General features: G+C 65.4%; 13 protein-coding genes. 9 read left to right on the top strand and 4 right to left on the bottom strand.

Annotated elements, in window-relative coordinates:
• The first annotated feature begins 11 nt into the window (after window positions 1–11).
• Window positions 12–809, top strand: a complete 798-nt coding sequence (locus BGI01S_RS18110; protein WP_042327332.1) for an FAD binding domain-containing protein — start codon at window positions 12–14, stop codon at window positions 807–809.
• Here BGI01S_RS18110 and BGI01S_RS30280 read toward each other — a convergent pair.
• Window positions 806–982 (bottom strand): hypothetical protein, encoded by a 177-nt coding sequence (locus BGI01S_RS30280; protein ID WP_157004219.1) that lies wholly within the window; start codon window positions 980–982, stop codon window positions 806–808. The two genes, BGI01S_RS18110 and BGI01S_RS30280, sit on opposite strands and share 4 nt — an antisense overlap.
• Here BGI01S_RS30280 and BGI01S_RS18105 point away from each other — a divergent pair.
• Genes BGI01S_RS18105 through BGI01S_RS18090 form a run of 4 tightly spaced genes read left to right on the top strand, consistent with a single transcriptional unit; the run spans window position 981 to window position 4,823 of the window.
• Entirely contained in the window at window positions 981–1,868 is an 888-nt protein-coding gene (locus tag BGI01S_RS18105; protein ID WP_042327330.1) for an AAA family ATPase, read from the top strand. The genes BGI01S_RS30280 and BGI01S_RS18105 overlap by 2 nt on opposite strands.
• A gap of 5 nt (window positions 1,869–1,873) precedes the next feature.
• A complete protein-coding gene (locus BGI01S_RS18100) occupies window positions 1,874–3,250 on the top strand; it encodes a vWA domain-containing protein (protein WP_232624322.1) in 1,377 nt (458 codons plus the stop codon).
• Window positions 3,241–3,828: a CoxG family protein gene (locus BGI01S_RS18095; protein ID WP_042327329.1), complete on the top strand. Its 588-nt coding sequence runs from the start codon at window positions 3,241–3,243 to the stop codon at window positions 3,826–3,828. The genes BGI01S_RS18100 and BGI01S_RS18095 overlap by 10 nt, the downstream gene beginning before the upstream one ends.
• The gene (locus BGI01S_RS18090; RefSeq protein ID WP_042327328.1) at window positions 3,801–4,823 is read left to right on the top strand and encodes an XdhC family protein; all 1,023 of its coding nucleotides are present in this window, start codon (window positions 3,801–3,803) and stop codon (window positions 4,821–4,823) included. Before BGI01S_RS18095 ends, BGI01S_RS18090 begins: the two co-directional genes overlap by 28 nt.
• Window positions 4,824–4,969: 146 nt before the next feature.
• Here BGI01S_RS18090 and BGI01S_RS18085 read toward each other — a convergent pair whose 3' ends face one another.
• Window positions 4,970–5,710 (bottom strand): PepSY-associated TM helix domain-containing protein, encoded by a 741-nt coding sequence (locus BGI01S_RS18085; RefSeq protein WP_042327382.1) that lies wholly within the window; start codon window positions 5,708–5,710, stop codon window positions 4,970–4,972.
• A gap of 345 nt (window positions 5,711–6,055) precedes the next feature.
• Between BGI01S_RS18085 and BGI01S_RS18080 the strand changes: the two genes are divergently transcribed.
• Entirely contained in the window at window positions 6,056–7,957 is a 1,902-nt protein-coding gene (locus BGI01S_RS18080) for a DUF3857 domain-containing transglutaminase family protein (protein WP_042327327.1), read from the top strand.
• A 99-nt stretch (window positions 7,958–8,056) separates the two neighbouring features.
• On the opposite strand, the gene BGI01S_RS18075 is transcribed toward BGI01S_RS18080, so the two are convergent.
• Together BGI01S_RS18075 and BGI01S_RS18070 are read right to left on the bottom strand one after the other, a co-directional pair.
• Window positions 8,057–9,085 (bottom strand): serine/threonine protein kinase, encoded by a 1,029-nt coding sequence (locus tag BGI01S_RS18075; RefSeq protein ID WP_042327326.1) that lies wholly within the window; start codon window positions 9,083–9,085, stop codon window positions 8,057–8,059.
• A 103-nt stretch (window positions 9,086–9,188) separates the two neighbouring features.
• Window positions 9,189–9,401 (bottom strand): hypothetical protein, encoded by a 213-nt coding sequence (locus BGI01S_RS18070; protein ID WP_042327325.1) that lies wholly within the window; start codon window positions 9,399–9,401, stop codon window positions 9,189–9,191.
• A gap of 430 nt (window positions 9,402–9,831) precedes the next feature.
• On the opposite strand from BGI01S_RS18070, the gene BGI01S_RS18065 reads away from it, so the two are divergent.
• The 3 genes from BGI01S_RS18065 to BGI01S_RS18055 all read left to right on the top strand — a co-directional run bounded on the left by BGI01S_RS18065 (window position 9,832) and on the right by BGI01S_RS18055 (window position 16,089).
• Entirely contained in the window at window positions 9,832–13,014 is a 3,183-nt protein-coding gene (locus BGI01S_RS18065; protein WP_042327324.1) for an efflux RND transporter permease subunit, read from the top strand.
• A gap of 124 nt (window positions 13,015–13,138) precedes the next feature.
• Window positions 13,139–14,554 (top strand): efflux RND transporter periplasmic adaptor subunit, encoded by a 1,416-nt coding sequence (locus tag BGI01S_RS18060; RefSeq protein ID WP_042327323.1) that lies wholly within the window; start codon window positions 13,139–13,141, stop codon window positions 14,552–14,554.
• Window positions 14,551–16,089, top strand: coding sequence for an efflux transporter outer membrane subunit (locus BGI01S_RS18055; protein ID WP_157004218.1), 1,539 nt, complete (start codon window positions 14,551–14,553; stop codon window positions 16,087–16,089). Before BGI01S_RS18060 ends, BGI01S_RS18055 begins: the two co-directional genes overlap by 4 nt.
• Window positions 16,090–16,269 lie beyond the last annotated feature (180 nt).

Genomic DNA, 16,269 nt, shown 5'->3' with positions numbered 1-16,269 from the left:
GAGCAATCGACATGTATTCATTCGAATATCAACGCGCGACGGATCCTCAAGCGGCCGCCGCCATTCTCACCGCCGACAGCGACGCGAAGTTTCTGGCCGGCGGCCAAAGCCTCTTGCCGACGATGCGGCTGCGTCTCGCGCAGCCGTCGCAACTGGTCGACGTGACGCGGATTGCCGCGCTCAAGTCGATCGCCGTCGACGCCAACAAAGTGACGATAGGCGCGGCCGTCTGTCATGCCGATGTAGCCGATCACGCCGAATTGCGGCGCGTGTCGCCGGGACTTGCGGATCTCGCCGCGCACATCGGCGACCGCCAGGTGCGCGCGCTCGGCACGATCGGCGGCTCGCTGGCCAACAACGACCCCGCCGCCTGCTATCCGGCGGCGGCGCTCGCGCTGGATGCGACCATCGTCACCGACCGGCGGCGCATCTCGTCGAGCGACTTCTTCGTCGGCATGTACGAGACCGCGCTTGAGCCTGACGAGTTGATCGTTTCGGTCGAGTTTCCGGTGCCCGAGCGCGCGGCCTACGAGAAATTCCGCAATCCCGCGTCGCACTTTGCGCTGGTCGGCGTGTTCGTCGCAAAGTTCGCGAGCGGCGTGCGCGTCGCGGTGACGGGCGCCGCGTCATCGGTATTTCGCGTGCCGGAGCTGGAAAGCGCACTGTCGGCGAATTTCACGCCGGACGCCGCGCGCGCGGTCAGCGTGTCGGCCGCCGATCTGAACACCGACATGCACGCGAGCGCCGAGTACCGCGCGCATCTGATCCCGGTGCTGGCCGCACGCGCGGTGACGAAGGCGAACGCTTAGCGATCCTTGCTATCGGCGGCTGACGTGCTGTCGTGCCTGCTTTGCTGCTTCAGCACGCCGGCCGTTTCGCTATCACACGCGACGCAAAGCGTGGCGGCGCCGCCCCGCCCGCTGCGCGTCTCGCCCGCGTCGCGCATCACCGCGCGAGCAGCGCGCAGATTCAGGACCACCATGCAGCCAGCCTCGATCGACGACACCCTCGCGCAACTCGCCGCCCAACGCTATTTCGCCAGCCGCGAGCTGGCGACCGCGTTGTATCTCGCGTTGCGCATGGAGCGGCCGTTGTTCGTCGAAGGCGAGCCGGGCGTCGGTAAGACCGAGCTTGCGAAGGCCGCGGCGGGCATGCTCGGTACGACGATGCTGCGGCTGCAATGCTACGAGGGCCTCGACACGGCCAGCGCGCTCTACGAGTGGGACTACCCGCGCCAGATCATGGCGCTGCGTCTCGCCGAAGCCGCCGGCGAACATCCCGACAACGACACGTTGTATCGCGGCGAATTTCTGCTGAAGCGGCCGCTATTGCAGGCGCTGATGCCAGACGAACATCACCCCGGCGCGCGGCGCGTGCTGCTGATCGATGAGATCGACCGCGCCGATGAACCGTTCGAAGCGTTCCTGCTGGAACTGCTGTCGGACTTCCAGGTGTCGATTCCCGAGTACGGCACCGTGCGCGCGGCGCAACCGCCGCTCGTCGTGATGACGTCGAACCGCACGCGCGAAGTGCACGACGCGTTGAAGCGCCGCTGCCTCTATCAATGGATCGGCTATCCCGAGCGCGATCGGGAACTGGAAATCGTCGCGGCACGCGCGCCGCACACGTCGGCGGAATTGCAGCGGCGCGCGGTCGATTTCGTGCATCGGCTGCGCGGCATGGATCTGTTCAAGGCGCCCGGCATCGCCGAAACGATCGACTGGTGCCGCGCGTTGGAGGCGCTGTCGGTGACGGAACTCGACCCGCAGTCGGTGCAGAACACGCTCGGTGTGCTGCTCAAGTATCAGGACGATCTGGCGCGCGTGGACGCCGCGCAAATCGCGCAGTGTCTTGCGGCGCCTGAATAGTTAGCATGTCTAAGCCAACCGCACCCGGCGACAGCGACGCCACGGACAGCGCCTCATCCACGGGCTTCGACGCGCACGCGGGCATCAGCTCATTCGCCGCCGGCCTGGCCGACAACCGAACCACAACGACATCTGCAGGCGAACCCACCACGCCGCCGCTCGAAACCACCCCCACCCTCGCCCGCAACGTCGTCCATTTCGTGCGCGTGCTGCGCGGCGCGGGTTTGCCGATGTCGCCCGCGCAAGCCGTCGACGCGCTCGCCGCCCTGCATTGGATCGACCTCGGCCGCCGCGACGACGTGCGCGCTGCCCTCGCCGCGCTGCTGGTGTCCGCGCCCGACGAGCGCGACCTGTTCAACGCGGCCTTCGACCTGTTCTGGCGCGATCCGGATTGGGAAGGCAAGCTGCGCGCGCTGCTGTTGCCGAAAGTCCGCGACGGCCTGCCGCCGCCCAAACGCAACAATCGTCTCGCCGATGCGCTCGCGGTCCGCGCGCCGCCATCGCCGCACAGCAACGCGCCGCAGGAAACCGAGCAGCACGAACTGCGCGCACACGTCACGTTCAGCGCCGAAGAGCGGCTGCGTCATCGCGACTTCGACACGCTGTCCGCCGATGAATGGCGCACCTTGCGTCATCTGATTCGCGGCCAGCGGCTGCCGCTCGCGACCGAGCGGACGCGTCGCCTGAAGGCCGCGTCGCACGGCACGCATGCGGACTTGCGCGCGAGCGCGCGGCATGCGGTGCGCGCGGGCGGCGACTGGACGGTGTGGAAGTACCGCGCGGTGGTCGAGCGCAAGCCGCCGCTCGTGTTGTTGCTCGACATCTCCGGCTCGATGAGCAGCTATTCGCGCGCGGTGCTGTATTTCTGCCATGCGCTTTTGCAGTCGCGCGAACGCCTGCAGGTGTTCCTGTTCGGCACGCGCCTGACCAACGCGACGCGCGCGCTGCGCGAGCGCGACCCCGACGTGGCGATCGCCACACTCACCGATCAGGTGCTCGACTGGTCGGGCGGCACGCGGATCGGCGCGACGCTCGCCGAGTTCAATCGCCGCTGGGCGCGCCGCGTGCTCACAGGCAGGGCGACGGTGCTGCTCGTCACCGACGGCCTGGATCACGAAGCGATCGACGTGCTCGACACCGAGATGGCGCGTCTGCGCCGCTTCGCGCACCGCATCGTCTGGCTCAATCCGCTGCTGCGTTTCAGCGGCTTTTCTCCGAAGGCGCGCGGCGTGCAGGCGATCCTGCCGTACGTCGACGCGCATCGGCCGGTTCATAATCTGGACAGTCTGGCTGCGTTCGGCCGCGACCTCGCGCAACGCGCGCGCGCGCCTCGTCCGACTCGCGCGGCCACGACAACCGCAGGAGCAACGTCATGGAATTGACCGAAACCCACACGCTGCCGGTGCCGCAGCAGCGCACGTGGGACGCGCTGAACGACACGGAGATTTTGCGCGCATGCATCCCGGGCTGCGAAAGCATCGACCCGGACGGCGAGAACGCGTATCTGGTGGCGCTGAGCGCCGCCGTCGGTCCAGTCAAGGCGCGCTTCAAAGGCCGCATGCAACTCGCCGACATCGACGCGCCGAACGCGTACAACATCGTGTTCGAAGGCCAGGGCGGCGCAGCGGGTTTCGCGAAAGGCAACGCGCGCGTCACCCTGGAGCCCGACGGCGACGCGGCGACGAAGCTGACCTACACGGCGAACGCGCAGGTCGGCGGCAAGCTCGCGCAGATCGGCTCGCGGCTGGTCGACGGCGCGGCGCGTAAAATCGCCGGCGAGTTCTTCAAGCGCTTTGGCGCGCAGCTTGTGGGAGAGGGTGCTGAAGCCACCGCCACAACTGGGCAGACCGACGCGGAATCGAACGACGCCGCTGACAACGAGTCCGGCGCCGAGGCAAGCGACACAACCGATACGAGCAAGAGGAAAAAATCATGGACAGCGTGGATCTCGAAGTCCTGAAGTCCAGCGCGCGCTGGCTGGAAGAGGGACATCGCGCGCTACTGGTGACGGTGGTCAAGACGTGGGGCTCGTCGCCGCGTCCCGAGGGCGCGATGCTCGCGGTGCGCGACGACGGACTCGTGGTGGGCTCGGTATCGGGCGGCTGCATCGAAGACGATCTGATCGACCGCGTGCGGCAGAGGGGTATCGAGCAGACGCATCCGGAAGCGGTGAAGTACGGCATCACGGCGGAGGAAGCGCATCGCTTCGGGCTGCCGTGCGGCGGCACGATTCAGCTGGTGCTCGAACCGCTGACGCCGCAAAGCGGCATCGCCGAACTGTGCAAGGCGGTGGAGAGCGGCCGGCTCGTCGCGCGCGAAGTCCACATGACGACCGGCGCGGTGCGGCTCGACGATGCGCAGGCGACCGACGGCGTGCATTTCGACGGCGCGCGGCTGTTGACGATCCACGGCCCGCGCTACCGGATGCTGGTGATCGGCGCGGGGCAATTGTCGCGCTATCTGTGCAACATCGCGGTGGGACTCGATTATCAGGTGACGGTGTGCGATCCGCGCGAGGAGTACACCGAGGAGTGGAACATCCCCGGCACGAAGATCGTGCGGACCATGCCGGACGACACGGTGATCGACATGAAACTCGACGAGCGCTGCGCGGTGATTGCGCTGACGCACGATCCCAAGCTCGACGATCTCGCGCTAATGGAAGCGCTAAAGACGCCGGCATTCTATGTCGGCGCGCTGGGTTCGCGCAGGAATAACCAAGCGCGGCGCGAGCGGCTGAAAGAGTTTGATCTGAACGATAACGAACTGGGCCGGTTGCATGGGCCGGTCGGGATTTATATTGGCAGCCGCACGCCGCCGGAGATCGCCGTGTCGATTCTCGCCGAGGTGACGGCGGCGAAGAATGGGGTTTCGCTGCCTACGCTGCTTCAGGTCGAAGGCGCGAAGGCGGCACGGGAGATCGCCGCTTCAGGTGGCAGGGCGTGTAGCGTTTAGGGGTTAGCGGAGGCTTTTTTGGAAGCGCGGTGAAGGATGGCGGTTGGTGGCTGGCGGGTTGCCGCGGCGCGTGTCGCGCCGCCATTGCTATGTGCTGCGTGCCGTACGCTTCGCACAGCGCACAGCGCGCCGCACGACCCAGCCGCTTACATCAACCCGCACACAACGGCCGCGATCACCGATCCGCCAATCAGCACGACGCCTACCACCCGGCGTTTATTCAGCTCGGTCCACAGCAGCACACCGGTCAGCGAAAGCAGAATCAGGCTGCCCGCGATCGTGTCGATCAGCAACACCCAACCGACGCTCAAGCCCACGCCCTTGTGCAGATTGTTCATCGTCGCGAGGAACGAGTTCTGCGTGCGCTTCACCGAGACGAAGCCGTTGCCGACCCAATACTCCGCTTGCACGCCATGCGACGGCCCCATGATGCCGATCTGCCAGAACTCCGGCTGAATCGTGCTGCGGTCGCCCCACGCGACCGGATGCGCCGGCTCGCGCCGTGAGCGCCCCGGCTTGCCGTAGATGTTCAGCTCCTTCTTAAGCCACTTCGCCATTTCCATCGGGGAACGTAGCGGCTTTTGCGGCACGGGAATCTGCATTTCCTCGACCTGCGGCTCGCCGGTCGGCACCTTTAGTGGACCGCCCCGGTGGTTCAGCAGGAAGCCGGTCACGCCGAACATCAGACCGAGTACCGCGCCCCACAAACCGACCCAGCCATGCACCTTGCGCAGCCACTTGATGAAAGTCGCGCGGCGCGAACGCTGACGCCGCGCCGCCTGCTCGGCGTCGTCCATCAGATGATGGTCGCGCTCGGGCGTATGGGCGGTGTACTGGGTGCCGCTGCCGGCGGCTGGTTTTATTTCGATCGAATCAGGCGCGTTCACTTCGGGCTCCAGGCGGCGCAACGGGATACGCCGTCGCCGGCGCGCGGCACGTCACGCGCGCTTACCGGCTGCGGTTATAAAAGTCTTTTGAGGGAAGGGACCGAACGACCCGGCTTGCGGTCCAGGTCGTCCGGTTGAGAGGCTGGCTGGCAGTCACAGAGGAGGAGAAATGTGACAAATAGCTGGCGACGCCTTTCAATTGAGAACGACTATCATTACACAACTAAGCGATTTGCTCAATCTTCGCTCTATTTCAAAGCGTGACAACCGCTTGACATCCGCACGGGGCAAACCGACTCTAGCCGTCAGATCCCGTCAACGTCACCGTTCGGACATCTGCCCGCCATGCGCCTCTGTTCCGTGGTCTGTGTTGCCTCTTTCGGCTGGCTTGCTGGCGTCCACGCGGCGAGCGGCGCGGTGCCGACCCGGCTGGACGATCCCTATACGAACGAAGGCGAAACGCAGACCTTCACCGTCAACGCCGACGGCTCCTACACCAAGCTCAACTCGATGACGCTGCGCGTGAACAACGAAGCCGGCGTCGCGCGGGCCGCGCAGCAATACGTCTGGTTTAACCGCAACATGGCCGACGTGGAGATTCTCGAGGCCTACACGACCACCGCCGACGGCGTGCGCCACGACGTGGAGCCCGAGCAGATCCGCGACGTGCAGGAGGCCCGCTCGTTCGACGCACCGATGTTCCAGGACATCCAGGAAAAGGTGATCGTGTTCCCTGCTGTCGAGCCGGGGGCGCGCGTGCATCTCACGTACCGCAAGACGCAGAAGCAGCCGATCGTGCCCGGCGAGTTCAGCGACTTCACGCCGCCAGACCTCGCGCCGACCCACAACTTCCGCCTGATCTACGATCTGCCCGCCGGCAAACCGCTCTACGCCGACGCGCGCGGTTTCATCGCGCAGCCACCCGTGACGCGCGACGGTCGCACGCGCTACGAGTATCGCTACGACAAGGCGCATTTCAGCCGGCTGGAGCGCGGCTCGATCGCCTACGTGTCGTACGGCGACCGGCTGATGGTCTCGACTTTCCCCGACTACGCCGCGTTCGCCGCCAGCTATCGCGAGTCCGCGGCGGACCCGAGCATCCACGAGGCCGCCGTCACGCGTCTCGCGCAGCAGCTCACCGCGCACGACCCCGCGCCGCGCGACAAAGCCAAGACGCTGTACGACTGGGTGCGCCGCAATGTCCGCTACGTGGCGATCAACGTGGGACGCGGCGCGGTCGTGCCGCATCGCGCGAGCGCGATCCTCGCGAACCGCTACGGCGACTGCAAGGATCACGTCGCGCTGTACGGCGCGCTACTCGACGCGGTCGGCGTGCGTAACGAGCCGGCGCTGATCAGCAGCGGGACAATCTACACGCTGCCGAGCGTGCCCGGCTACGGCGTCATCAATCACGTAATCACGTGGCTGCCGGATCTGCAGCAATACGCGGATTCGACCGCGTCGAATGTCGAGTTCGGGTTTTTGCCGTCGTCGGATATGAACCGGCCGACCGTGCTGGTCGATCAGGGCGTGCTCGCCCGTACGCCCGCCACCGCGTTGATGACGCGCAGCACCGATCTGTCGATCAAGGTCGAACCGGACGGTTCCGCGAGCTTCACGTATCGCATGGACGACGCCGGACCCTTCGCCGAACAGGCGCGCGCGAGGTTGCGCACGCAGTCGCCCGCGCAGCGCGAGGAATCGATCGAAGCCGAATTGCGCAGCGCCAATCTGCGCGGCACCGCTACGCTTTCCACCAGCGACCTGACAGTGGCCGACGGCCCACTCACGGTGACGATGAAAGGCACGCTGGAAAATCTCGTGGTGCCCGGCACGGCGGCGTCGATTCGCGCGCTGACGAGTCTCGCGGGTGGCGTCGAGGCGGACACGCGCTACTGGCTCGGCGAACGTCAGCGCACGCAGCCGTTCATCTGCCACAACCTCGCGATGCATGAACGCGCGCGTATCGAGTTGCCCGCCAACTTTCGCGTGCTCGACATGCCGGAGGCGAAGCGCACGCAGGACCGCTTCGTCGATTTCCAGTCGCAGTACACGTTCGACCCGCTCAGCAATGTCGTCACGATGACACGCGACGGCGTCACGCATTTCGACAGCGACGTCTGCACGCCCGACGACTTCGCGCAGATGCGTCCCGCGCTCGAAGCGATCGGGCGCGACGTGCGCGCCGAGGTGATCGTCAAGTCGACGCTGGTGGAATCGCCGAGCGTGGTGTCGCGGGCGCCTTGAAACGCGCGGGTTTTCGGATGCGCGAGTTGCATCGCTCTCCGTTGCCGCCGTCCGTTGCACCCGATGCACGGCCACGCCCAGCACGGCAAACGCTGACACTCACACCGGCCAGAGCGGCCCTTCCTGCATCGCGCCGATCTGCTCGCGCATTTCGAGGATGCGGTCTTCCCAATAGCGCTGCGTGTTGAACCACGGGAACGCGGCCGGAAACGCCGGGTCGTCCCAGCGACGCGCGAGCCACGCCTGATAGTGAATCAGCCGCAGTGTGCGCAACGCTTCGACCAGGTACAGTTCGCGCGGCTCGAACTCGCAGAAGTCCTCGTAACCGGCGAGCAGATCCGCCAGCGCGCGCGACGCTTCCGCGCGCTCGCCCGGCAGCAGCAGCCACAAATCCTGCACCGCCGGACCCATGCGGCTATCGTCGAAGTCGACGAAATGCGGCCCCGCATCGGTCCACAACACGTTGCTCGGATGGCAGTCGCCATGCATGCGCAACATGCGGATATCGCCGGCTCGCTCGAACGCGCGCTCGACGTCTTCGAGCGCGAGGTTCACTGCGGTTTCCCACGCGGTGCGCGCGTCGGCAGGCACGAAGCGCTGCGCGAGCAGGAAGTCGCGCGGCTCGTAGCCGAACGTATGGATGTCGAGCGTGGGACGTTCGGCGTAGTTCTGCGTTTGCCCAACCGCATGAATACGGCCGATGAAACGCCCCAGCCATTCGAGCGTGTCGCGCCGGTCGAGATCCGGCGCGCGGCCACCGCGACGCTCAAAGATCGAGAAGCGGAAACCGTCGAAGGTATGCAGCGTGCGGCCGTCCAACTCGCGCGCGGGCACCGCCGGAATTTCGCGCGCGGCGAGCTCGGCAACGAACGCATGTTCTTCGAGAATCGCGGCATCGCTCCAGCGCTCAGGACGATAGAACTTCGCGACCACCGGCGGACCATCTTCGACGCCCACCTGGTACACGCGGTTCTCGTAGCTGTTGAGCGGCAACATGCGACCGTCGGTGCGCACGCCGACCGTGCTGAGCACGCTGTCGAGCGCGTCGAGCACGATCTCCGGCTGGAGCCGGGTGAAAGGCACGGCGCTCTGCGCGCCGTTCTGTGAGTCGAGGTTGTCGTCGTTCATGCCCGCATTGTGCGCCGCGCCGGCGTCAAAGACGAGCGCGACGATTCACGATACGGATTACATCGCGTCTACAACGAGCCTACACTTTGACAGGGAAATGCCGTCAATGCATTTGCGCGCTCGACGGGCGAACCTGCTCGCCCGTATCGATCAGGTCTTCGAGGAAAAAGGGTTCAGTATTCAGATGCGGCGATGCGCCGGGTTCGCCGGCATACCACGCCACCATCGCCATGTCGCCAAGAATGCGCATGACGATTCCGCGCGCGCCTTGCGGCACGGCAATATGCACCGACCGGACAATGGAACCGATTTGCATGATGTTTCCCCGTTTCTCCCGTAGCCGGCTTTGTGATTTCATGCCGGTCAAGGTGATGATAAAAGCGCCGCTTCGCCGCTAACGTTGCGTACGCACCCAATCTGCTGCGCGTGATACGCGTGAGAGGTTCGAGTCATTGTTCCCGTTTTGCGGGGCTTTGGAAAGCGCGAATTAAAGGCTCTTCAACCGTCGTTTCGCCCTATTCCAATTACGGTGCGCGCGACCGATGATCTGGGGCGTCAATCCCCGTAACGAGATCATCATAAACCCTGCTGGGGTGGGATATCAAAAACGTGTACTGCCAGAACGACTCGCTCAATCCATGCATCGCGGCCGCATCGCGCAGCGGCTCGCACCATGTCCAGTATGGCCGCCGCGTTGCGCGCACGCGCCGCGCCGCTCTCCGTGATATCACGCAGGCGCACTAGTCATGTGGATCGTTCGTCTCGCGCTGCGGCGCCCCTATACGTTCGTCGTGCTGGCGCTGCTTCTACTGATCGTCGGGCCGCTGACCATTTTGCGCACGCCGACCGACATCTTCCCGAACATCGACATTCCGGTGCTCTCGGTGATCTGGTCGTACAACGGCCTGCCCGCCGACGAGATGGAAAAGCGCATCGTGCTCAACTACGAGCGCGGGTTGTCGACGGCGGTCAACGATATCGAGCACACGGAATCGACCTCGCTGAACGGCATCGCGGTGGTCAAGATCTTTTTTCAGCCGCATGCGAATATCGACGAAGCGCTCGCGCAGGTCACCGCGCTGTCGCAAACGCAATTGCGCTCGCTGCCACCCGGCATCACGCCGCCGAACATCCTGCGCTACAACGCGTCGACGGTGCCGATTTTGCGGCTGGCGCTGTCGTCCGCGTCGCTGACCGAGCAGGAGCTGTTCGACTTCGGCAACAACTTCCTTAAGACGCAGCTCGCCACCGTGCCGGGCGCATCGGCGCCGCTGCCCTATGGCGGCAAGCAGCGGCAGATCATGGTCGATATCGATTCGCGCAAGTTGCAGGAGCGCAATCTGTCGCCGCTCGACGTGGTCAACGCCGTCAGCGCGCAGAATCTGATCCTGCCTTCGGGCACCGCGAAAATCGGCTCGACCGAATACTCGGTGGAAATGAACGGCAGCCCGGATTCGCTGGCCGGCCTGAACAACCTCCCGATCCGCTCGACGGCCAACGGCACCATCTATATCCGCGACGTCGCGCACGTGCGCGATGGTTTCCAGCCGCAGACCAACATCGTGCGCGTGAACGGCCAGCGCGCCGCGTTGCTGACCATCAACAAAAGCGGCAACACGTCCACGCTCGAAATCGTCGATCGCATCAAGACGATGATGCCGACGCTGCGCAATCTCGTGCCGGCGTCACTGAACATCGATCCGGTGGCCGATCAATCGCTGTTCGTGCGCGCTTCCGTGCAGGGCGTGCTGCGCGAAGCGTTGATCGCCGCGTGCCTGACCGGTCTGATGATTCTGCTGTTCCTCGGCAACTGGCGCGCGACGCTGATCATCGCCGTGTCGATTCCGTTGTCGATGATCACGTCGATCATCGCGCTGTCGCTGCTCGGCGAAACCATCAACATCATGACGCTCGGCGGGCTCGCGCTCGCGGTCGGGATTCTCGTCGACGACGCGACGGTGGCGATCGAAAACATCAGCCATCAACTGGAACAGGGCAAGACGCTCGAACAGGCGATTCTCGACGGCGCGCATCAGATCGCGATTCCGACGCTGGTGTCGACGTTGTCGATCTGCATCGTGTTCGTGCCGATGTTTCTGCTGACGGGCGTCGCGCATTACCTGTTCATTCCGCTCGCCGAGGCCGTGGTGTTCGCGATGCTGGCTTCGTATTTCTTCTCGCGTACGCTCGTGCCGACGCTCGCGAAGTATCTGCTGCGTCATCACCACAAACCGGCGGACCTGCATCACGCGCCCGCGCAAACGCGCAATCCGTTCATGCGTGTGCACTACGCTTTCGAGCGCGGTTTTGCGCGGCTACGCGCGCGTTATCGCGTGTTTCTCGAAGCGCGCGTCGCGCGGCCGGGTTTGTTCGTGACGCTGTTTCTGCTGTGCTGTGGCGCGTCGATGCTGCTGATGCCGTTCCTCGGCCGCGACTTTTTCCCGGCCGTCGACGCCGGCACGATCGCGCTGCATCTGCGCGCGAAAACCGGCATGCGGGTCGAGGAAACCGCGGTGATGACCGATCGCGTCGATACGCGGATTCGTCAGTTGATCCCGGCGGACGAACTGCATTCGATCATCGACAACATCGGCCTGCCGGTGTCGGGCATCAACCTGTCGTATAGCAACACGGGGACGATCGGCACGTCGGATGCGGACGTGCTCATCACGTTGAATCCCGATCACCGTCCGAGCGCCGACTACGTACGGACGCTGCGGCGCACGCTCACCGACGAATTCCCCGGCGTGCAGTTCGCGTTTCTGCCCGCGGATATCGTCAGCCAGACACTCAACTTCGGCATGCCGTCGCCGATCGATATTCAGATCGTCGGCCGCGACGTGGCGGGAAACCGCGTGTTCGCCGCGAACCTGCTGCACCGTCTGCGCACGGTGCCGGGACTCGCCGACGTACGCATCCAGCAGCCCGCCGACATGCCGCGCATCTTTATCGACGTGGATCGCACGCGCGCGCAGCAAGCCGGTTTCTCGCAACGCGACATCGCGAGTAATTTGCTGATCACGCTGTCCGGCAGCCAGCAAACGACGCCGACGTTCTGGCTCAATCCGCGCAACGGCGTGAGCTACAACGTGATCACCGAAGCGCCGCAATACACGATCGATTCGCTGCAGGCGCTCGCGAACATTCCGTTGAACGCGAACGGCCGCACCAATATTCTCGGCTCGCTCGCGACCATGCGGCGCGAGGCCGGCAACGCGGTGCTCACACACTACAACGCGCAGACCACCATCGACATCTTCGGCACCGCCGACGGCCGCGACCTCGGCGGCGTCTCCGACGACATCCGCAAGATTGTCGACGACTCTCGCGCCGAGTTGCCGAAGACCTCGACCGTCGAAATCCGCGGCCAGGTGCAGACCATGAACGATTCGTTCTCGGGCCTGTTCGCCGGTCTCGTGTTCGCGATCCTGCTGGTGTATCTGCTGATCGTAGTGAACTTCCAGTCGTGGCTCGATCCGTTCATCATCATCACCGCGCTGCCGGGCGCGCTGGCGGGCATCGTGTGGATGCTGTTTCTCACGCACACCACGCTGTCGATTCCCGCCTTGACGGGTGCGATCATGTGTATAGGCATCGCGACCGCCAACTCGATTCTCGTGATCAGCTTCGCGCGCGAACAGTTGCTCGAACACGGCGACGCGACGCGCGCAGCGGTCGAAGCAGGCTTCACGCGTTTTCGTCCGGTGCTGATGACGGCGCTCGCGATGATCATCGGCATGGTGCCGATGGCGATCGGTCTCGGCGAGGGCGGCGAGCAGAACGCGCCGCTCGGGCGCGCGGTGATCGGCGGGCTGACGGTCGGCACGCTGGCGACGCTGATCTTCGTGCCGGTGGTGTTCTCGATGATCTACCGGCGGCTCGCGGCGCGGCGCCAACGCGCGGCCAAGCATGTGGTGGGCAAGCCATGATGCGGCGCGCGAAAACGGCAGCAGGTAGCGCCGCATGCGATATCGCATGTATCACCGCGTTTAGCACCGCATGTACCACAAGAGGCAGCATCGACTGCCCACGCCAATTCAAGGGGAAAGTTTGATGGAAGCACAACGTCCAGACGGTTCCGGCAGCGCGCGCGATCCCGCGAAAGCGAAGCGCACGCGCTGGCTCGTCGTCGTGGCGGCCGTGGTGGTGATCGCGCTCGCGGCCCAAGGCATCTGGTCGCGTCACAGCGCGCACGCGGCGCTCGAACGCGATGCCGAGCATGCGAGCCAGATGAGCGTCGAAGTCGTGCGGCCGCAGAAGTCGTCGGCCGGGCTCGATCTCGTGTTGCCCGGCAACGTGCAGGCCTTTCTCGACACGCCGATCTACGCGCGCACCAACGGCTATCTGAAGAAGTGGTACGCCGACATCGGCGCGCGCGTCAAAAGCGGCCAGCTGCTCGCGGAAATCGACACGCCTGAAGTCGACGATCAATTGCGCGCGGCCCGCGCCGATCTCGCGAACGCCAACGCCAACTATGCGCTAGCGAAAAGCACCGCCGATCGCTGGACGGAAATGCTGAAGAGCAAATCGGTGTCGAAGCAGGAGACCGACGAGAAGGTCGGCGACATGCTCGCAAAAAAGGCCACGCTCGACGCGGCGCGTTTCAATGTGGCGCGCCTGGAGAAGACGCAGTCGTTCCAGAAGGTCTACGCGCCGTTCGACGGCACGGTGACGGCGCGCAACATCGACGTCGGCGCACTGATCGATGCGGGCAGCGCGGGCGGTCCGGCGAAGGAGCTGTTTCATGTCGCGCAGGCGGATCGTCTGCGTGTGTACGTCAATGTGCCGCAAGCCTACGCGCAGCAGGTCCGCGCACAGCAGACAGCGTTCCTGACGCTGACCGAGACGCCGTCGCGGCATTATCCGGGCACGGTCGCGCGCACCGCGGGCGCAGTCGATCAGCAACAACGAACGATGCTGGTCGAAGTCGACGTCGACAATCGCAACGGCGATTTGCTGCCGGGTGCGTACGCGCAGGTGCATTTCGCGTTGGGCGCGGGCGCGGCGCCGTTCACGCTGCCGGGTAACGCGCTGCTGTTCCGGCCGGACGGCGTGAAGGTCGCGACCGTCGATGCGCAGCGCAAGGTGAAGCTGATGCCGGTGTCGCTCGGGACGGACTTCGGCACGCGGGTCGCGATTGCGTCGGGTTTAAAGGGCGACGAGCAGGTGATTCTGAATCCGCAGGACTCGATCGTCGATGGCGCGCCGGTGCGGATCGTGCCACGCAAGGCGGAAGGGGCGACGGGTGGTTCCGGCGCTTCGGGCGCGGCGGCGAAGGGTGATGGTGGAGCGGACGCGACTGGGGCGGCGACTGGTGAGAAAAGCGCAGGCGCTTCCGGCGCAGCGATGAGCGACGAGAAAACCGCAAGCGCCTCAGTACCAACAACAGCAACAGCAACAGCACCAGTATTAACAACCTCACCCCCGACGCACATCGCAGCTTCACCGTCCGCGAGGACACCGTCATGAACGCGCGAGCACGACAACACGCTATCGCGTCGCCGCGCACCCGTACCGTCACGCGAGTTCCCACACGCACCCCGGCATTCGCACTGCTCCTCGCGTGCGCGCTCTCCGCCTGCACGCTCGGCCCCGACTACGTTAAACCGCCGACACCTATCGCCGCCACGTACAAGGAACTCGAAGGCACCGGCTGGAAGCCCGCGCAACCCGCCGACACGCTCACGCGCGGCGCGTGGTGGAACCTCTACGCGGACCCATCGCTCGATGCGCTCGAACAGCAGGTCGCTGGCGCGAACCAGAACGTGCAGGCCGCCGAAGCGCGCTTTCGCGCCGCGCGCGCCACCGTCGCGCAATATCGTTCGAGCTATTTCCCGGTGGTCACCGCGAACGCCGCCTATTCGCGCGCGCGGTCCTCGGAGAACGTGCTGCACAAATCGACCGCCGGCCTCACGCTGAACGACTACCTCGTGCAAGCCGACGCGTCATGGGAACCGGACCTGTGGGGCCGCGTATCGCGCAGCGTCGAGGGCGCGAAGGCCGACGCGCAGGCCAGCGCCGCCGACGCCCAGGCCGTGCTCCTGTCGATGCAGGCCGAACTCGCGACCGACTACTTCGAGTTGCGCGGACTCGATCAGGAGCGCCAACTTCTCGACGACACGATCGCCGCCTATCGCGAAGCGCTGGATCTGACGCAGCACCGCTACGCGGGCGGCATCGCCACCGACGCCGATGTCGCGCAGGCGCAAACGCAATTGAAGACCACCCAGGCGCAAGCACTCGACCTCGGCGTGCAACGCGCGCAACTCGAGCATGCGATCGCGATCCTGATCGGCCAGCCACCGTCGACGTTCTCGCTGCCGGTCGCGCCGCTCTCCGCCGTGCCGGTAGTCGCGCAAACCGGCGTGCCCTCCGCGCTGCTCGAACGACGGCCCGACATCGCGTCTGCGGAACGGCAGGTCGCCGCGATGAACGCACAGATCGGCGTGGCGACGGCGGCGTTTTTTCCGAACCTGATTCTGTCGGTGACAGGCGGCCTTGAAGCGACCAACTACAGTCAATGGCTGCTCGCGCCGAGCCGTCTCTGGTCGCTCGGGCCGGCGCTAGCGGGCACGCTGCTCGACTTCGGCGGACGCGCGTCGGTGAAAGAACAGGCCCGCGCGCACTATGACGAAAGCGTCGCGCAATACCGGCAAACGGTGCTCACGGCGTTCGGCCAGGTCGAGGACAATCTCGCCGCGCTGCGCGTGCTCGAACAGGAAGCCGCCACCCAGGACGACGCGGTAGCCGCCGCGCAGCGAGCGCTGGCGGTCGTGTCGGACCGCTACAAGAACGGCGCGATCACGTATCTCGACGTCGTCGTCGCGCAAACGACAGCGCTCACCAACGAGCGCAACGCGGTGTCGATCGCGCGCCGCCGGATGGCCGCGAGCGTCGCGTTGGTCAAGGCACTGGGCGGCGGTTGGGACGCATCCGCGCTGCCAACCGATGAACAGCTCGTGCATCCGTCCGCGCCGGCCAGCGAGACTGCGACGCAGGGGTAGTGGTCAGCTCAGTGGGTTCGCTGCATCGAAAAGGCCGCTGTATGTGCTGTACGTTGCACGGTGTTAGGTTGCGCAGGCGTGCGGGTTCAGCGAGCCACGCTGCATGCGGCGCCGGCCTGTACCGCCATTTCAGCGTATCCTTAACTCCTTTGCGTATGCTGCTTTCCCCAAGGAGATTTT

Origin of the sequence: Paraburkholderia ginsengisoli NBRC 100965 (assembly GCF_000739735.1) — a bacterium.
Classification (GTDB): domain Bacteria; phylum Pseudomonadota; class Gammaproteobacteria; order Burkholderiales; family Burkholderiaceae; genus Paraburkholderia; species Paraburkholderia ginsengisoli.
Note: the sequence above shows the minus strand (reverse complement) of the source record. Positions and strands in the feature narration are given on the sequence as shown.

Coding starts and splice junctions, on each gene's coding strand:
- BGI01S_RS18110 (WP_042327332.1), top strand. CDS start 12: ATGTATTCATTCGAATATCAACGCGCGACGGATCCTCAAGCGGCCGCC.
- BGI01S_RS18105 (WP_042327330.1), top strand. CDS start 981: ATGCAGCCAGCCTCGATCGACGACACCCTCGCGCAACTCGCCGCCCAA.
- BGI01S_RS30280 (WP_157004219.1), bottom strand. CDS start 982: ATGGTGGTCCTGAATCTGCGCGCTGCTCGCGCGGTGATGCGCGACGCG.
- BGI01S_RS18100 (WP_232624322.1), top strand. CDS start 1,874: ATGTCTAAGCCAACCGCACCCGGCGACAGCGACGCCACGGACAGCGCC.
- BGI01S_RS18095 (WP_042327329.1), top strand. CDS start 3,241: ATGGAATTGACCGAAACCCACACGCTGCCGGTGCCGCAGCAGCGCACG.
- BGI01S_RS18090 (WP_042327328.1), top strand. CDS start 3,801: ATGGACAGCGTGGATCTCGAAGTCCTGAAGTCCAGCGCGCGCTGGCTG.
- BGI01S_RS18080 (WP_042327327.1), top strand. CDS start 6,056: ATGCGCCTCTGTTCCGTGGTCTGTGTTGCCTCTTTCGGCTGGCTTGCT.
- BGI01S_RS18075 (WP_042327326.1), bottom strand. CDS start 9,085: ATGAACGACGACAACCTCGACTCACAGAACGGCGCGCAGAGCGCCGTG.
- BGI01S_RS18070 (WP_042327325.1), bottom strand. CDS start 9,401: ATGCAAATCGGTTCCATTGTCCGGTCGGTGCATATTGCCGTGCCGCAA.
- BGI01S_RS18065 (WP_042327324.1), top strand. CDS start 9,832: ATGTGGATCGTTCGTCTCGCGCTGCGGCGCCCCTATACGTTCGTCGTG.
- BGI01S_RS18060 (WP_042327323.1), top strand. CDS start 13,139: ATGGAAGCACAACGTCCAGACGGTTCCGGCAGCGCGCGCGATCCCGCG.
- BGI01S_RS18055 (WP_157004218.1), top strand. CDS start 14,551: ATGAACGCGCGAGCACGACAACACGCTATCGCGTCGCCGCGCACCCGT.